The 15,915-nt window shown below is 68.5% G+C and carries 17 protein-coding genes and 1 pseudogene; 13 read left to right on the plus strand and 5 right to left on the minus strand.

The window, feature by feature from the left end:
* A pseudogene (locus MFF56_RS05615) lies at positions 1-300 on the plus strand (hypothetical protein); the annotation flags it as partial.
* A gap of 6 nt (positions 301-306) precedes the next feature.
* Here the strand turns inward: MFF56_RS05615 and MFF56_RS05620 are convergent.
* Positions 307-654, minus strand: a complete 348-nt coding sequence (locus tag MFF56_RS05620) for a hypothetical protein (protein ID WP_238229623.1) — start codon at positions 652-654, stop codon at positions 307-309.
* A gap of 286 nt (positions 655-940) precedes the next feature.
* Here MFF56_RS05620 and MFF56_RS05625 point away from each other — a divergent pair, with 286 nt between their 5' ends.
* Positions 941-1,798: an alpha/beta hydrolase family protein gene (locus MFF56_RS05625; RefSeq protein ID WP_238229624.1), complete on the plus strand. Its 858-nt coding sequence runs from the start codon at positions 941-943 to the stop codon at positions 1,796-1,798.
* A gap of 151 nt (positions 1,799-1,949) precedes the next feature.
* Positions 1,950-2,759: an outer membrane protein gene (locus MFF56_RS05630; protein ID WP_238229625.1), complete on the plus strand. Its 810-nt coding sequence runs from the start codon at positions 1,950-1,952 to the stop codon at positions 2,757-2,759.
* Between the two features lie 269 nt (positions 2,760-3,028).
* Here MFF56_RS05630 and MFF56_RS05635 read toward each other — a convergent pair whose 3' ends face one another.
* The 4 genes from MFF56_RS05635 to MFF56_RS05650 all read right to left on the minus strand — a co-directional run bounded on the left by MFF56_RS05635 (position 3,029) and on the right by MFF56_RS05650 (position 6,678).
* Entirely contained in the window at positions 3,029-3,943 is a 915-nt protein-coding gene (locus MFF56_RS05635) for a hypothetical protein (RefSeq protein ID WP_238229626.1), read from the minus strand.
* A gap of 37 nt (positions 3,944-3,980) precedes the next feature.
* The gene (locus MFF56_RS05640) at positions 3,981-4,901 is read right to left on the minus strand and encodes a hypothetical protein (RefSeq protein ID WP_238229627.1); all 921 of its coding nucleotides are present in this window, start codon (positions 4,899-4,901) and stop codon (positions 3,981-3,983) included.
* A gap of 23 nt (positions 4,902-4,924) precedes the next feature.
* Positions 4,925-5,086 (minus strand): hypothetical protein, encoded by a 162-nt coding sequence (locus MFF56_RS05645; RefSeq protein WP_238229628.1) that lies wholly within the window; start codon positions 5,084-5,086, stop codon positions 4,925-4,927.
* A gap of 131 nt (positions 5,087-5,217) precedes the next feature.
* The gene (locus tag MFF56_RS05650; protein ID WP_238229629.1) at positions 5,218-6,678 is read right to left on the minus strand and encodes a hypothetical protein; all 1,461 of its coding nucleotides are present in this window, start codon (positions 6,676-6,678) and stop codon (positions 5,218-5,220) included.
* Positions 6,679-6,871: 193 nt separating this feature from the next.
* On the opposite strand from MFF56_RS05650, the gene MFF56_RS05655 reads away from it, so the two are divergent.
* The 10 genes from MFF56_RS05655 (at position 6,872) to MFF56_RS05700 (ending at position 15,590) form a co-directional block, all read left to right on the plus strand.
* Positions 6,872-7,369, plus strand: a complete 498-nt coding sequence (locus tag MFF56_RS05655; protein WP_238229630.1) for a hypothetical protein — start codon at positions 6,872-6,874, stop codon at positions 7,367-7,369.
* A gap of 121 nt (positions 7,370-7,490) precedes the next feature.
* Positions 7,491-9,056: a secretin GspD/PilQ domain-containing protein gene (locus MFF56_RS05660; RefSeq protein WP_238229631.1), complete on the plus strand. Its 1,566-nt coding sequence runs from the start codon at positions 7,491-7,493 to the stop codon at positions 9,054-9,056.
* Positions 9,053-9,829, plus strand: a complete 777-nt coding sequence (locus MFF56_RS05665; RefSeq protein ID WP_238229632.1) for a hypothetical protein — start codon at positions 9,053-9,055, stop codon at positions 9,827-9,829. The genes MFF56_RS05660 and MFF56_RS05665 overlap by 4 nt, the downstream gene beginning before the upstream one ends.
* Complete coding sequence (locus MFF56_RS05670; RefSeq protein WP_238229633.1) at positions 9,826-10,221, plus strand: hypothetical protein; 396 nt, start codon at positions 9,826-9,828, stop codon at positions 10,219-10,221. The genes MFF56_RS05665 and MFF56_RS05670 overlap by 4 nt, the downstream gene beginning before the upstream one ends.
* A gap of 6 nt (positions 10,222-10,227) precedes the next feature.
* A complete protein-coding gene (locus MFF56_RS05675; RefSeq protein WP_238229634.1) occupies positions 10,228-10,458 on the plus strand; it encodes a hypothetical protein in 231 nt (76 codons plus the stop codon).
* Positions 10,459-10,468: 10 nt separating this feature from the next.
* Positions 10,469-12,166 (plus strand): GspE/PulE family protein, encoded by a 1,698-nt coding sequence (locus tag MFF56_RS05680; protein WP_238229635.1) that lies wholly within the window; start codon positions 10,469-10,471, stop codon positions 12,164-12,166.
* Positions 12,163-12,609, plus strand: a complete 447-nt coding sequence (locus tag MFF56_RS05685; RefSeq protein ID WP_238229636.1) for a hypothetical protein — start codon at positions 12,163-12,165, stop codon at positions 12,607-12,609. Before MFF56_RS05680 ends, MFF56_RS05685 begins: the two co-directional genes overlap by 4 nt.
* 3 nt (positions 12,610-12,612) lie before the next feature.
* The gene (locus tag MFF56_RS05690; RefSeq protein WP_238229637.1) at positions 12,613-13,791 is read left to right on the plus strand and encodes a type II secretion system F family protein; all 1,179 of its coding nucleotides are present in this window, start codon (positions 12,613-12,615) and stop codon (positions 13,789-13,791) included.
* A 309-nt stretch (positions 13,792-14,100) separates the two neighbouring features.
* Positions 14,101-14,607: a hypothetical protein gene (locus MFF56_RS05695; protein WP_238229638.1), complete on the plus strand. Its 507-nt coding sequence runs from the start codon at positions 14,101-14,103 to the stop codon at positions 14,605-14,607.
* 554 nt (positions 14,608-15,161) lie between these two features.
* Complete coding sequence (locus MFF56_RS05700) at positions 15,162-15,590, plus strand: type II secretion system protein (RefSeq protein ID WP_238229639.1); 429 nt, start codon at positions 15,162-15,164, stop codon at positions 15,588-15,590.
* Positions 15,591-15,915 lie beyond the last annotated feature (325 nt).

The following is a 15,915-nucleotide window of genomic DNA, read 5'->3' on the forward strand; positions in this document are numbered from 1 at the left end:
TCCGATGCCGGTCCGTCCACATCTGCTCTCTCCTCCGTCCTGCCAGACGGATCGTGTATTGGTGACACGAGACAGATGGGGACGGCCGGCGGAGGACCTCAAACAGGCTCTGAGGACGATGGCGCCTCGCGCCGGCGCCTCGGCACCTCGATCTTCCTCGCCGGCGTGATCGCCGATGCAGCGGGAGCCATCGGCGAGGTGCTGGACGCCGCAGAACACGTCGCGGCCGTCGCGCTTGAGGAGCCTGCCGTCCGCGGCTGGGACCGTGGACGTCGGGTGGAATTCGCCGGCCGCGGTTGATCTCGGCTAGGTCAACACGATCCTGCAGCGCGCGGAGGCCGTCATCATGCGGACCTGCCTGCGGAATCCCGAGAGGATGCCGCGGGGGTCCTCCGGCGCCGAGGTCTCGCCCGTGCCGTCGAGCCCGACGAGCTCGACTTCGGCGGAACTGATCCGGGCAACGAAGTGGAGCACGGGATCTTCCGCGCCGCGCTCCTGCACACCCCCCGAGATGACGTCGGCCTCCGCGTCCCAGGCCATGTTGGCCCTGGCGCCGCCGCCTTCGTCGTCGAGGATCCAGTCGACGCTCCGTCCCGGACCGAAGCCCTGGGGGGCTTGGGACGTCTCCAGAAACTCGTCGAGGGGGATCGTCACGGCAGTCATCTCCGAACCGCCCGATCCTGACCGGCGCTCCCGCCGCGTCAAGAGGGCGTTGACGGTGGATCGAAGCAATGCGCAACTGAAGCGAGGTTTTCCCTTCCGGTTTCCCGCAATGCAGCTGACGCGCCGTGCCTTCGTGGCCGCCACCTTTGGCGCCACCCTCCCCTCCGGGGCGGTTGCGACGGACGGCTTCCTACGCCCACCTCCCTCAAGCACGGACCCGAGGTATGCGGGCTACTCCCTCCAGGGGCCGTACGCGGCCACGGAGACGCCACTGGCGATGGTGCTGCCGCGCAGCAGGACCAGGGTGCTCGTCTTCCATCCGGTCGCCGCTCCATCGGGCCGCTTCGTCGTGTTCTCCCACGGGCTGCTGTCCGAGCCCCAGGTCTACAGGGCGCTCATCTGTCATTGGGCGTCGCATGGCTTCGTGATCGCCTGTCCGATCCACGACGACAGTCTGATGGAGCGGGGACTCCGACTGCGCACCGCGGCGGCCGCGGGGGGAGCGGCATGGGACCTCGGCGGCGTCGCGGGCGATGCCGAGACTTGGCGGACGCGCGCTCAGGCATGCATCTCGGCGCTCGACGACGTCGCCACGATCTCGAACGCGATCAACATGGTCGCCTTGTCGGAAAGACCCCTGATCGTCGGTCACGGTTTCGGTGCATTCACCGCTATGCTTCTCGCGGGCGCCACGGCCAGATCGAAGGACGGCGCCACGCTGGCCATGGCCGAGCAGCGCTTCTACGGGGCGGCCCTGCTCTCTCCATACGGGGAAGGAGCGTTCGGGCTGGATACGGAATCCTGGAACGGCGTCAGGTGTCCGATCCTCGCGGTGACCGGCAAGGGCGACCACGACGCGAGCGGGCAGGACGGGGACAGGAGGGCGGACGTCTTCACCAAATCGCCCGCGGGGTACAAGCACCTCGCCATGCTGCGGCAGGCGACGCCCAGCATGTTCGCGGGGCAACGGGCCGGCATGGACTCCAAGGAGATGATGCGGTTCGACGACGTGAAAGCCGTGACGACCGCTTTCATGAAGGCGTACGGCTATCACGATACCCAGGCCTTCGGAGACATCTGCGGAGACTGGTTCCTTCAGGCCTCGCTTCGCCGCCTCGACTTCTCGTATCGGTGATGCGGTACGGGCGATCGTCTCCCCCACGCGATCATAGCGACCCACCAAGGAAATGGCGCACGTGTCCGGATCGTCACTTGCCAATTCGAAGGAATGGTGCCCATGAAAGGGTAGTGCGTTCCTTCAAGTGCACCCTCAGGAGACCGAACCGATGAAGGCGTTCCTTCGTTCAGTGACCGCCGCCGCCGCCTTCGCGGCCACACTCCCCGCTTTCGCGGCCGACCTCGGCACGCCCGTTCCGGAAGTGCCGATGGATGCGCCGACCGTGGCCGTCGCGCCGCCGGTCGTCGAACGCGTCGCGCCGCGCGTCTCCGGCCTGATCGACTGGTCGGGAGCCTACATTGGCTTCCAGGTCGGCGGCGCCTTCGCGGCCAAGCCCGACATCGGCAACGACCCGATCACCCGCAGCCTCCTGACCAACGGCCGCGAGTACAGCGGCTTCACCGGCGGAGGTCACGTCGGCTTCGACTATCAGGTAGGCTCCGTCGTGTTCGGCGGCATCGGCGACATCAACTACGTCGATCTGCGCGACAGGGTCTCCGGCCCCGTCAGCCTCGTCCAGAACGGGCGCGCGACCATCTACAACGTCACCGGAACGGCAGGACTGGAGATCGACGGCACGGTGCGCGCCCGGTTGGGCTTCGCCGGCCTCGACATGCCGATCCTCCCCTACGTCACCGGCGGCCTCGCGCTCGGCAACGGCTTCGGCAACTTCCGTCTCGTCGGCACCGACCCGGCGACCGGGGCCGCCCTCAATCAGAACCTGCGGGATTCGCGCACCAACCTCGGCTACGCCGTGGGCGGCGGCCTCGACTATGCGTTCACGGACAACATCAGGGCCCGCGTCGAGTATCTGTACACCGATCTTTCGCAGGCCCGGTATTTCCAGCGGCTATCGGGCGGCGTCGATGCCGGCGGCAGCTATTCGAAGGTGCAGGGTGGCTTGAGCTACCGCTGGTAGCACCGCAGGTCGTCCATCCCCGACCGGCTCCTTCTCGACCCGCTCCTCCCGAGCGGGTCGTTTCGTTTCGAGGAAGCATCGGGAGCGGCGGGCTATCACGTCCGATCGACGTCGCGCCGGCGATCCGCCCCCGCCGCCGGCGGCGCCGAGTCCACCTGACCAGCCGAGGAAGCGCCGGGCGCATCGCATCGGTCGATCGTTCGGACAGGTGCAGATCGCGGGCCGGAAATCCGGCCGTCCATCGCGTCGTTCGATCCGACCGGGGTCCGTCAGCGCTGCGACAGCGTACCGGCCTGCTGCCAGACGTAGGTCGCGGCGGCCTGAGGCGACTGGAAGGTCTTCAGGGGAGTCCAGGGAGTGGGCGGCGTGCCGATGGGCGACTGGTACATCCAGGCCCACAGGTTCGAATCCGTGACGCGACCCGGCTTCGGGCCGGTCTGGCCGGCCGGGACGCATACGTCGGCCGCGGCGATCTGAGGATCGCGGGGGATCTGATCCACGTCCAGACGGGACGAGGCGTCGGAGGTCAGGGTGCAGCCCGTGCGGACCTGTGCGACGGCGACGGCGTCCGTCTTCCAGGCGTCGAGCAGGATGCGCTCTCCCAGATTCGCCGCCCAGCGGTTGGCCTCGGAGTTGCGGTAGTAGCCGAACACTCTCGATGGGCTCTTCCCGCCCGGAGCGGTGAAGCCTGGATCCCCGAGGATCAGCGTCGTCCCGAGGGTGGCGAAGGCATCGGCCCGCTTGTCGTCCGAGACGCCGCCGTTGCCGTCCAGGCAGTGGGCCGCGTTCTGCAGCATCAGCCAGACCCAGGCGGCCTGCGAGGTCGGGAGGTCCTCCCAGGCGTATGTGTTGCCCGCGCTGACGCCGGTGGCCGTCAGCGCGGGCGAGACGTCGTCGGCGGGCGGCAGCACCGCGCAGACGCGTTTCCGCTCGCCCTTGGGCCCGGCGTAGACGATCATCCTCATGAAACCCAGCGGGTTCGTGTTGTCCCGCATCACCATCATGTCGGAGTCGCAGAAGTTGTCGCCCGTCTTCGCGCACAGTATCTCGGCGCTCCGCATCCAGAACGCTTCCGTATCGTCGCCCGTCCGCTCGAGGATGGCGATCGGCACGCCGCCGGTCGCTTCGATGCCGGCGATCAGCTGGAGGGCCGCGATCATGTAGGCGGTGGTCGAGGCTGGCACGTTCCGTCTCCAGAGGGCCGCGAGCCGCGGCGATGCGTCAGGGCTGTTCGGAGAAGATGTCCCGCGAGATCCGCTCCTTCACGGCCTCGGCCCATACGGTCTCGATGCGGGTCTTGGCCTCGGCCGCGATGACCGTTGCCTCGCGGTTCATGCTCTCGATCTGATCCGGCGGCAGCCGTTGGCGCGCGGCCGCGTATCGATCGAGGTCGCGCACGAGGCTCTGGGTTCGACGCGACGCGAGCGCGGCGGGAACCGGACGCCCGTCCATGTAGGCCAGCATGTCCGTAGGGCGGTTGCCGCCCGCCCGCCGCTCGGCATGGGCGGCATCGACCGCCGCGTAGACGTCGAGGACGGATTGCAACCGGCGCTGGGTGTCCTCCTCGCGCTGCTTCAGGCGTCCCTTGGCGATCTGAAACAGCGCCGGAGCGCATGACTTCACGTATCCCATCACGAGAGGGAAGTCGCCGGGCGGCGTGTCGAGAACGTCGCGTCCGAAGATCGCCGCCGAGTTGTTCCGGAAATCGCGAGGATCGTGAGACCACTCGAGAAGCGTCTCGCAAGGCGGGAGCACGACGGCCTTCGTCCGCGCGTCCCTGCGCAAGGTCTCGGCGTCCTTCAGGACGGCAGCCGCCGAAAGGACCGCCTCGCGGGCCGGGTCCAGGTTCGACCGCCAGGTCGAAGCGCGGATGATCGAGTTCGTGGACGGATCGCGCACGCCGTCGCAGAAGTCCACGGTGCGGTAGATCCGCTCGAAATCCTCCTCGGTCCATGCGAGCGGTCCCTTCCCGAGTACGGGGCCGGACATCTCGAGAAGTCCGTCGCGGATCTGACGCGGCTCGTGGACGACCAGAGCGTCGCAGGCGGGACGACCCGTGCGCGATCCGGCGGCGCCGCAGGGAGCCGCGGCGAGCGTGGCCCCTGCGGCCACGGCGAGCAGGAGAGTTCGGGCGAAACTCATCGGAGGCTTCCCACTGCCATGGCTCACTGGAACGAGATCGGGCCGGTCGAGGGGTGGGGCGGCAGGTCCGGCATCTTCTGGACGCCGGCGACGGTCTCGACGCCTTCGTTGAAGTATTCCTGTGCGAAATGTCCGATCCAGACGCCGGCGCCGACTGCCGCCGCCATCGCGATCGCCACGCGCAACGGAGACACTCCCTTGCGGGGACGACGCGACTTCCTGGTCCTGGGCCGCCAAGGCCTCTTAGCCCCGCTCCTTCCGGCCGGTGTCTTCGCCATCCGGGATCGCTCCTGTCGAAGGAATGGCGGATCCTGCACTATGCGCGCGACCATGCCAAGCGGAGCCTCGGCGCATCGTCGAGGAGTGCCGCCTGGATGGTGGGCGCGTCCCGCACCGGAAAGCGTCGGCCGTCGTCGGCCACGAAGGACAAGCCCGCGACGTGCTCCGGCGCGAACCCGGCGGGATTCTCCGCGAGGAAGACGGGGTCCACGTCCGCCATGTAGTCCTGGGCTGCGAGATGCGAGAGATCGAGGACCCAGCGCTCGACGCCGCGGGTTCTGTTCCACGCGTCGGCCGATCGGCCGAGGTGGGCGTCGAGCGCGGCCCCTTCGAGGCCGGTGATGTCGGACTGGCGGGCCCGTATGAACGCCGCGGCCTCCTCATGCCGGGCATCGCGGCGGGCTGCCGTCAGGGCATGTCCGGCATGGAAGCAGGCGTGGCAGGTCGGACAGAGGACCATGATGCGCTCCAGGCGCTGTATGCCGACGCCGCGCGAAGGGTCGTCGTCGGGCATCGTCCAGCTCCAGACCTCGTGGGCGTCGACGGGACCGCGCGAGCCTGCGCCTCCTCCGGCGCTCCGCGGTCTCTGTTCGCCGCAGATCATGCAGCGGCATCCCGAACGGGCATAGTTCGTCTTGCGGATCTGGTTCCAGGTGGCGGCGTCGAAGAGGCTCCACAGGTTCTGGCCCGCGGCCCGCGCGGCGATCGGGGGGAACTCGAACGGTGCTCCGCGTCTCGACCGGTAGGCGAGCGGGAGCATGCGCTCGAAGGGAGCCAGATCGCGCCCGGCCGGGACGAAGACGTCGCTGCCGCGTCCGGCCGAGAGGTCGGCGACTGCGCCCAGGGCAACCGCCTCGCTGCGGCGGCTCCAGGGAATCGGCAGCCAGATGCGCTCGGGGTTGAGCGTCGAGAGCGGACGCGCCCGCGGCGTTTCGGAGGATTCGCGCGCGATGCGCCGGGAGGCCTCGCACCACCACTCCGAGAAGGCCGCCAGATCGGTCGCGGCTTTGCGCACGTCGTCGACCCCGCGGGTCTCGCTTCTGCGCGAGAGGGAGGCGATCCGCATGCCGAGGCTTCCGAACGCCCGCAGGACGAAGGGCGGGGGCGTTCCCAGATGCCTGCATGCCGACCGGGCTTCCTCGGTACGCCTCATGATCTCCGCCAGCCCGCGGCGGATGCAGGCGGCCTCCTCGAGGCGCCGCAGCTGACGCTGCGCCTTGGCGCGCGCCGCGGCCGCGGAGCGTGCGGCCTCGCCGAGATCGAACTCGAGCGGCGCCAGAACGGCGTCGCCGACGAGCGGGACGGGACGAAGGAACCGGAACCTCGCCACCTTCCGAGCCGACGCCCGGCGCAGGTCCGCCAGGGCGTTGTATTCCGCGACGAGGCCCCGGGCCCGGGCGCGGATCTCCCGCTCGTCGGAGCCGATCCTCGCCGTGGCCGTGCGCAGCATGGCGGCCGCACGGTCGAAGGCGACGTCTATTTCGGTGGGGCCGGTCATCGCTTTCTCGGCCCGACCCTGCACGAAGGAGACGCAAGAGCGAAATACGCCGCTTCGATTCGTTGGCGGCACCCACGGCCCAGCTTGACCTCTCCTTCTTTTCTGGCCAAACATCGTCGTGCCGTTCCTTTGCGACGCGGCATGGAGCTCCTGGATGTCATTCCTTCGCCGCCTCTGCATGGGAGGAGTGTCCGTGCTGCTGGCCGGTCTCGTCGTCCTCCCGTCGGCGGCGCAGGAGCGTGCCAACCCGTTCGTCCCGCCTCCCACCGACTACGAGCGGCAGCTCGAAGCGGAGGAGCGCACCCGCGGCGTCGTCAGGCAGATGCTGCACCAGTACGAGAACTCCCTCCTCGACAAGATCGACGCCCGCTTCGGCGATACGATGCTGAAGATGCTCGACGAGCAGCTCAAAGCGATAAAGCCCTCCGAGCAGCAGGAGGCCAGGGCGCCCCTGCCTGGGCCGTCGGCGCCTTTCCAGGTGCCGTCCGCGGCCGTTCCGGGTCCGCAGGCGGCCCCGGCGCCTGCGGCCGCACCTTCTCAACAGACGGCCGACAAGTCGGCCTCCAAGCTGCCTGCCGGGGTCAAGTTCGTGGCCTGCGTCAAGGGCAAGCCCCTCTACCGGGAGCAGACAAGTGGAACCGAGTTCTTTTCCGAGGCCCGCTCTCCGTCTGGCATCGATCCTTGCGGTTAGCGGTCTCGTCTCGGCTTGCGCCCTGCCCCAGGTCGGCGCCCTGCCCGACGGGAAATCGCTGCGCCTCGAAGGAGCGCATGCGCTGGCGAACGCGGAGCCGATCGCCGTCGAGCGCGTGGGAGTGCCGCGCGGTTCCTTCAGGCCCCAGCGCAACGCCACTCCGGTGCCCGCTTCGCTGAGAGCCATCCCGCTCGAAGTCCGCTTCCCGCAGGACGCGACGCTGCGCGATCTCGTGGCCGCGATCACGGCTTCCGCTCCTCAGGTGCAGATCGCCTTCCGCTTCACGAAGGACAAGAGCGAGGACATCCTCAAGCGCAGGATCCCCTTCGTCCGCTACGAGGGGACCCTCGGCAACCTGCTCGACTCCCTGCGGACCGCCATGGGCGTCGTCGTCTTCCACGAGAACGGGCTGGTCTACGTCTCGGACCGCGAGCAGTACTCCGTCATCGTCCCTCAGAACGAGGAGATGCTCGACACCCTCACGAAGGAATTGAAGGATCTCGGGGCCGACGACATCGTGGCTTCGGTGCGGGGCGGTCGCGTCGTCTACTCGGCCTCGGCCGCCGTCCAGCGGGACGTGATAGCTCCCTATCTCGACCGCTACGCCCGCAACATGGCGCTCGTCACGATCCAGGCGGCCCTGGTCTCGGTCTCGATCAACGACGAAAGCGCGACCGGATTCGACTGGAGCAAGCTCAAGGTCGCCTTCGACGGACGCGCCTCCAAGCTGAACGCGCTCGCCGGCGGCACGACCACCACCGCCACGTCGACGGCGACCACCACGACGACCGTCGGATCCACGCTGGCGAACGGATTGGGGACGGGCCTGGGCGTCGGCACCGGACTCGGGACCGGACTCGGGACCGGCCTCGGCACCGCGGGCAGCGCACTCGCCACCGCGGCCGGAACGTCGAGCGGGATCGGCCTCAACCAGATCGATCCCGGCCGCGTCATGGACCTGACCAAGGACGGCCTCGTCATCGGCCAGACGAGCCTCGGGCGCCTGGGCGGGGCCTTCGGCGCCACGAGCATCACCGGCGCCATCGACTTCCTCTCGACGTTCGGAACGACCAAGGTCGACCAGAACGTCCAGATGAAGACCCTCTCGGGCACGGAGGTGAAGCTCCGCTCCGGCCAGCAGGTCCCCTACGTCCGCGGCGTCCAGCTCGCGGGCCTCGGCGCGGGCGGCCTCGGCAACGGCTACGGCGGCGGCCTGGGCGGCTTCGGCGGCCTCGGATCGAGCCTCACCGACAAGGTGGAGACCGGGCTCACGATGGAGGTGACCCCGTACTTCGACTCCGATGCCGAGGTCGTGACCATGGAGGTCGGCGTCAAGCTCAAGGAGATCCTGAGCTTCGTCGAGCTGAACGCCGGCAACCAGATCGGGACGTTCACCCAGCCCCTGACCCAGGATCAGGAGCTGACCAACATCGTCCGCATGCAGGCCGGCCGGACCGTGGTGATCGGCGGCCTCCAGAGCGATTCCGAGAGCTACAACGGAACGGAGCCCACGGCCCTGCGCAACGCCACCGCGACCCGTGCGGGCGGTTCCGGCGTGTTCGGAAACCGGAGCCAGAAGGTCAAACGCAACGCCCTCTTCATCATACTCCGGCCCGCGGTCACGGTCTTCGTGCCCGAGGACGGGTCTCCCGTGCGTCTCGCCAAGCCTGCGGCGGTGCGCAAATGATCCGGCTGTTCCGCAGGCGCAAGCCGAAGGTCGAGATCCTCGTCCCGGCGGCCGTCGAGCCCCCGTCCTCCGCCCACGTCGCCTGGGAGCCGATCCGCCAGACGCGCGACGCGCAGGCGGCGGCCCGCGCCTTCGCCCTCCGCAAGTTCGGTCCCAACGACCGTGCGTGGTACGCGACCCGGAAGTTCGCCGACGGCCATTTCTGGGAGGTGCACCAGGGGGGCGCCGGCCTCTCCTTCCTTCCCGGGATCATCGACGCCCTGAACGTCCCGGAGCCCGGCAAGGTCTGGATCCCGTCGGACGGCCGGGCCCTGGAGATCGTGGTGCGCAACGGGCGTCCTGTCTGCGCGCTCCTGACGGAGAACCGCAGCGCCGCCGTAGCGTCCTCCGGCATCGCGCCCGTGTCCGCGAGCGGGCGGATGAACCGGGTCGTGAAATCGGGGATGCCGGCCGTCTACGCCGGCGCGGCCGCCCTTCTCGGCGGCGTCCTCGTCCTCGGCGCGTCGGGCCTGTTCTGGCTCTACGCGGCCGAAGTCGTCTCGATCAATCCGCCGGTGGCGCAGGAGCAGCTGCCGCACCGCCAGTGGGGGTTGGTCCGCGAGGCCGGCGACACGCGCTGGGTCCAGCGGCTCGAGTACACGAACGGGCGCTGGTCGGTCCTGTGGCGCGACGCTCCCCGTCGGGCGGCGACCGCGTCGCCCGCCGAAGCGGCGGTCGTGCCGGCATCGGTTCCGTCCCCCTCCCCCTCCGCAGTCCCGGGAATCCGGCCATGAGGCGCGTCCGCATCGTCGCGGGTTCCATTTTGGGCCTGCTCGCGCTGGTCTCCACGGGGACGGCCTTCATGGTCGCCCGGAGCGCGGTGGAGGCGGCCGCCCTCGCGGAGGAGCAGCGCGTCCAGACCGATCGCGCCTGCCGGACCGCGGCCCAGGCTCTCGGCCAGGTCAAGGCCGAGGGACAAGCCATCGACATCCGGGTCAACGCCGTCGCCGACCCCCGCCAAGCGCTGGCGGACGCCAGCACCCTTCTCATCCAATGTCCGACGCGCACCCTGGCGCCGGAGCGGGGCTTCTGCCTCGGCCAGGGATGCGCCAGCGCCGACCGGAACGCGCCCGTGCCCGAGAAAGGGCCCGTGGTCATGACGATGCGGCTGATCCCGAGGAAGTGAGCCGAGATGAACATCCGCACCATCGCCAGCCGTTATGCCGCGACCGACTGGAATTCGCCCAAGCTCAAGGCCTTCGACTACGCCCTCTCCATAGCGACGGTCGGCTACGGCCTTCACGTCGGTTCCCCGCTCGTGGTCGTCGCGGGCGCCGCGGGAGCGGCCGCCACATGGTGGGGCCTCAACGCCCGCATCGTGCGCGGCGTCCAAGGCGCGATGCGCCGCCGGGCCCGGAACTGAGGGGCGGCGCATGGAGACCGCGGCCCTCGGCGACGAAGCGCCGGTCCTGCTGCCGGCGACGGTCGGGTTCACCCGTCCCGCAGCGGACTGGGCGCAGAGCGCGCCCGCCCTCTCCCAGCCGCACGCGCCCATCCGCGGGCGCCTGGGAGGGTACCTCGTCGAGAAGGGCCTTCTCGCCCCCGAGACCCTCCGCGTCGCGCTGATGGAGCAGACGGTCACCAAGCAGCGGCTGGGGCAGATCCTCGTCGCCAACGACATGGTGACCCGACGGGTCCTGATCGACGCCTTGATCGAACTCGATCCGACGAGCCTCGCGACCGAGTTCGTCAACCGCTGTCCGATCCCCCCGGAGCTGCTGCGGCAGCATCAGATCATCGTCATCGCGGAGACCGACGAGGCCGTCTACGTCTCCACCGGCGGTCCCGAGGACGTGGCGCGGTTCGTGGTCGAGGACCACTATCCGGGCATGGAGATCGAGTTCGCCGACTACATCGCGGCGAACCAGGACGCCTTCGTCGAGCAGATCGCCCGCAACTCCTCGCTCCTCAATCAGCGCCGGGAGGAGGACATGCTCGACGGGCTCCTGTTCGACGCCATCACCACGGCCGCGTCGGACATCCACATCGAGCCCAAGCGGCTGAGCTACTCGGTGCTCTTCCGACGCCTGGGGCGCCGCGAGGTCGTGTACGAGGGCAATCCCGGCGAGTACGACAAGCTCGTCACGCTCATCAAGACGCGGGCCGCCCTCGACATCGCCGAGCGGCAGCGGCCCCAGAGCGGCAGCTTCAACATGCCGTTCCAAGGCAAGTTCATCGACTTCCGCGTCGAGTGCCTGCCGATCAAGAGCGCCAACAGCCGGGAGAAGGTCGTCATCCGCGTCCTCGACACCGAGCGGATCAATCCGGTGCTCGGCAAGCTCGGGATCACGCGGCTCGACCAGTGGCGCCGGGCCTACGACCAGCCCAACGGCATCGTCATCGTCTCGGGCCCCACCGGCTCCGGCAAATCGACGACCCTGCACGCCACGGAGCGCGAGCTCGACCGCCTCGACCTCGCGGTCTACAGCGTCGAGGATCCGGTCGAGTACCAGTTGCCGTTCATCTCCCAGGTCCAGGTCAACCTGGACAAGGGCATGGACTTCAAGAACGCGATCCGGTCGTTCCTCCGCATGGACCCCGACGTCATCATCCTCGGCGAGGTGCGCGACGAGGAGACGGCGCGGATGGCGGTCCGGGCGGCCGAGACCGGCCACATGGTCTTCATCACCCTGCACGCGACGGACGTGCGCGGCGTCTTCTCGCGCATGGAGGATCTCGGAGTCAGCAAGACGAACCTGAAGGGCCTCTGCCGCGGCGTGATGGTGCAGTCCCTCGTCCGGACGCTCTGCACGAAGTGCGGCGGATCCGGCTGCCACCATTGCCACGACAGCGGCTACGCCGGCCGCACGGTCGTCTCCGAATGCGTGGCCTTCTCCGACGACCGGGAGATCGAGCGCGCCATCGAAGGGCAGGTCTGGTGGCCGCGTCAGATCGACGATGCGATCGGCAAGACCGTATCCGGCGTGACCGACGTCGCGGAGGTCCGACGCTACTTCGGAGCCCAGGTCGACATCTGGGAGGAACGCCACGGCCCCGTTCCGCCGCGCGGCGGCGCGATGCCGGCCATGCTCGCGGCTCCCGAGGGCGCGAGCGGGCGGACCGAACCGTGAGGGAGCTCGTCATCTCCGTCCTGGCCCTCGCCGTGGCGGCCTTCGTGGCCGTCTCGGGGATCGGCTACGTCTCGCCGGGGGCGGCGACGCGCACGGAGGCCACGGCGGCCGCCACGGCCGGCTTCCGCGCCTACGGAGGCGCTCTGACCGCCTACCGGATCTCGAACCGGACGCTGCCCTCCCCCGCCGTCTGGCGCGAGGAACTCGCCCCCTACCTCCCCGGAGGCTCGCCGCTGGCCCCGAAGGGCTACGCGTGGTCCTTCGGCCAGGATGCGGCCGGCCCCTGGTTCTGCATATCCGCCGACGCCGTAGAGGGCCGGCTGCAGGCCCTCCGCAAGGCGGCCGCCATGTTTCCCCATGGCGCGGTGTCGGTCGGCGGAGCCTGCGCGGGCGAAGGCGGCGCGGAGGCGGTGGCCGCAACGTACAGACCGATCGGGAGCTGAGGCATGGCACACTACCGCGTTAAGGTGTCCACGTCGGAGGGCGTGCGCACCCTCGACGTGGACGCCGCCGATCCGCATGCGGCCGAGGCGCTCTGCCGGCGCAGCGGCACGGTGATCGAGGTGAAGAGGGAGCGCCCCTCGCCCCTGCGGCGCGGCATGAGCGCATCCGACCGCCACACCTTCCTGGTGCGTCTCTCGGGGATGCTCTCCAGCCGGATGCCGACGGACAAGGCCCTGGAGAACATGGCCGGTTCGTTCGGCGGCAAGATCGGTCAAGCCGCCAGGGACATGTTGGAGCGCATCCGCGGGGGCATGTCCTACGTGGAGGCGATGGAGTTCGACCGGCGCAACTTCCCGCCGGCCCTGATTGCCCTCGTAAGGGCGGGCGGCGCGGGCAAGTCGAGCGCGGAGGCGCTGCGCGGCGCGGCCGAGTTCGAGATCCAGATGACGCGCATCAAGCGCACCTCCACGAAGGACGTCTGGACGGCGATGTTCTCGTTCGCGCTCGCCATGGGCGTCATGATCTCGACGACGGAGATCTTCGCCCCGTGGGTGCTGGAGAGCAATCTGTTCAAGCAGAACAAGGAGATCGACGTCGGCTGGATCAAGGTGGCGGCGAGCATCTCGACCTGGGGGATCGGCATCGTCTTCGCCGGTTTCTTCGTCCTGTTCGTGTTGGGCACGGTGGGGCGCTTCCTTGCACCGCTCTTCTGCGAAGAGGCGGTGATCCAGATCCCCTACTACCGCGAACTCGTGATGGGACAGGACCAGTACATAGCCTACTACCGCTTCGCCAAGCTCGTGGAGTTCGGCGTGCCGGTCGCGGAGGCGCTCCATATCCTGGTCGGATCGACGAAGAAGGGAATCATCAAGGAGGATCTCAAGGCCGCGCTGGAAGCCGTGAACGTCGGCCGGGAATGGGCGCCGGCGATGACGAGACTGCCACCCACGGACCGCGCGGCGCTGGCCTTCGCGCTGGACAAGAAGGACGTGGCGCAGACGCTCGACATCCTCGCGAGCACGACCCGCGACATCTACACGAGCCGGGTGGAGAACTTCGGGCCCGCCCTCAACGTCGCCGCGGCGGTGGCCATGGGCCTCTCGTCGATCATCATGTTCGGTCTGACGGTGCTCCCCATGCTCCAGCTGTCCTCGTCGCTCTCTCAATCCCTGTCGCAATAGACGCCCTCGCACCGAAGGAACGAAGGCCCCGCGGCGGAAGCCCGGGGCCTTTTCTTCTCCATTCCTTCGATCCTGCAGGCACTTAGCTGAGGCAGGCTCGTTTCTGTAGGGGGATAGACAGTGTCTGGCTACAAGTAAATCTTTGATCTAACTGAGCTTTTTTCCTTAACAATCTATTGACGGCGGCCGCTCCTTGCAGAAATCTCACCCTTGTCGCAACCGAAACGGTTCCTTCGTGGGGCCCCGGAAGCGGCTCCCCCCGCGGGGTTCGTTCCCCACGAAGCACACGTCACCGAGAGATCCGCACCGATGTTCAACCTGATCGTCTCCGTCATCGCCATCGCCCTCTCCGCCGCCCTGGCCGCCGCGAGCATCTACTATGGCGGCACCGCCTTCACGAACTCGACCGCCAAGGCGAACGTGACCACCCTGGTGAACCAGGGCCAGCAGATCGCCGGCGCCAGCGCGCTCTACAAGGTCGACAATGCCGGCACGGCCCCGGCCTCGCTCGCCGACCTGACCCAGCCCGACAACGCCGCCGCCGGCGTGGTGAACTACCTGCAGGCCGCCCCGGTGGCTCCGGTGTTCGCGCAGGGCGCGTGGGAGACCAACGGCTCGGTCGCCTACGTCCAGATCAAGGCGACCGCGGTGACCAACCTCTGCCTCGAGGTCGAGAAGCAGAACGGCTCGCTGGTGCAGAACAGCGCCCAGCCGTGGTCGATCGTCGACGCCGCCGGCCGTCTGAACTCCGCCTCGGCGCAGTTCGCCTGCCAGGGCTCGGATCCGGCCGCCAGCTACTTCGCGTTCAAGATGTGATCTAGGACCACATTCCTCTCCAAAGCGTAACAGCTCTGGAGAGGGACGCAAGCAAGGATGGGGCGGAGCAATCCGTCCCATTTTTTATTGCCTTAGTACTATCATCTGAGACTCTATGCTCTTTGGCTGCGCCGTTCGGCGCCGGAATGCTCGGAAACACGCCGATAGTTCCGTCAGAATGAAGCTCGTGTCCGCCCAAGGCCCTGCATCCTCGGCGGGCTTCCAACATGCCCCCCGGCGCGTGCGACGGCCCGGCGCTTTTTCTGTCGGCAGGCAAAAGATCCGGCGCACCCATCATCGTCGCTTCCGAGCCGGCTGTTCCCGCACCTCTCCCAAGGAGCAAGCTGGGTTCGGCGGTTTGGATGCGGCAGCGCCTCAGGGTCGATGGACCGCACTCGCATGAGGCGCCGTCGTTAATCGATCCCGCCTCGGCTCAAGGAATGAGCCGCAAACGGAAGGAACGGGTTTGCAGGCGCCCGTTCATTGCATTATCCTGGACCCGATACACTGGCGGCGGCTCTCGAAGGAGGCGGCCTCGGAAGGAGTCACACGTCATGTACAATCTTCTGGTTTCCGGCATGGCCATGGCGCTTGCGGGCTTCATCTCCCTCATGGGCATGTTCTATCTGGGCGAGGCCTTCACGGACACGCGCGACAAACAGGTCTATGCGCAATCGATCAACGCAGCGCAGCAGATCGAAGGCGCGCTCAAAATGTATCAGGCCGACAACGGCTACTATCCGTCGGGCACCAGCGAGCAGATCATGACCGAGCTGGTGAAAGACAACTATCTCAGCTTCGTTCCCCAGGGTGATTGGGTCGTCGGCAAGGGCATGCTGATCCGCGCGATCGAGGGGCCCGACATGTGCGCCGGAGTGAACAAGGTCGCGGGCTACGACGTGACGCTCGTTCCGGACCGCACGGGCTGCCCCGTCTGCACCGACGACCAGTTCAAGCAGTGGCCGGCCTGCAAGAACCTTTGATCGCTCCCCCGAGCGCTCCACCAAAAAACACACTAGAACGAGAAGAGCCTCCCCGCCGCCGGGGAGGCTCTTCTCGTTTCCGACGGTGCCGATGGCGGACCGGGCGACTCGGCGCCGTCGCCATTCAGGCGGCAAGCCCGATCGGCAGACCTGTGAAGGCGCCTCCGAGCTCGCGGAGCGGTGGCCACGGCGGGGCTCTCGAGACGGCACGGGAGGCGGTCGGTGCCGGCTCGGGAGCGGACGTCCGGAACGTCATGGCGGCCCGCGAGCGACGGCGTCGAGCGCACTTGGCCTCCGGGAGGTGGCCCTCGGCCGAGGTGCGGGG

This window comes from Methylobacterium hispanicum, assembly GCF_022179285.1.
GTDB lineage: Bacteria > Pseudomonadota > Alphaproteobacteria > Rhizobiales > Beijerinckiaceae > Methylobacterium > Methylobacterium hispanicum.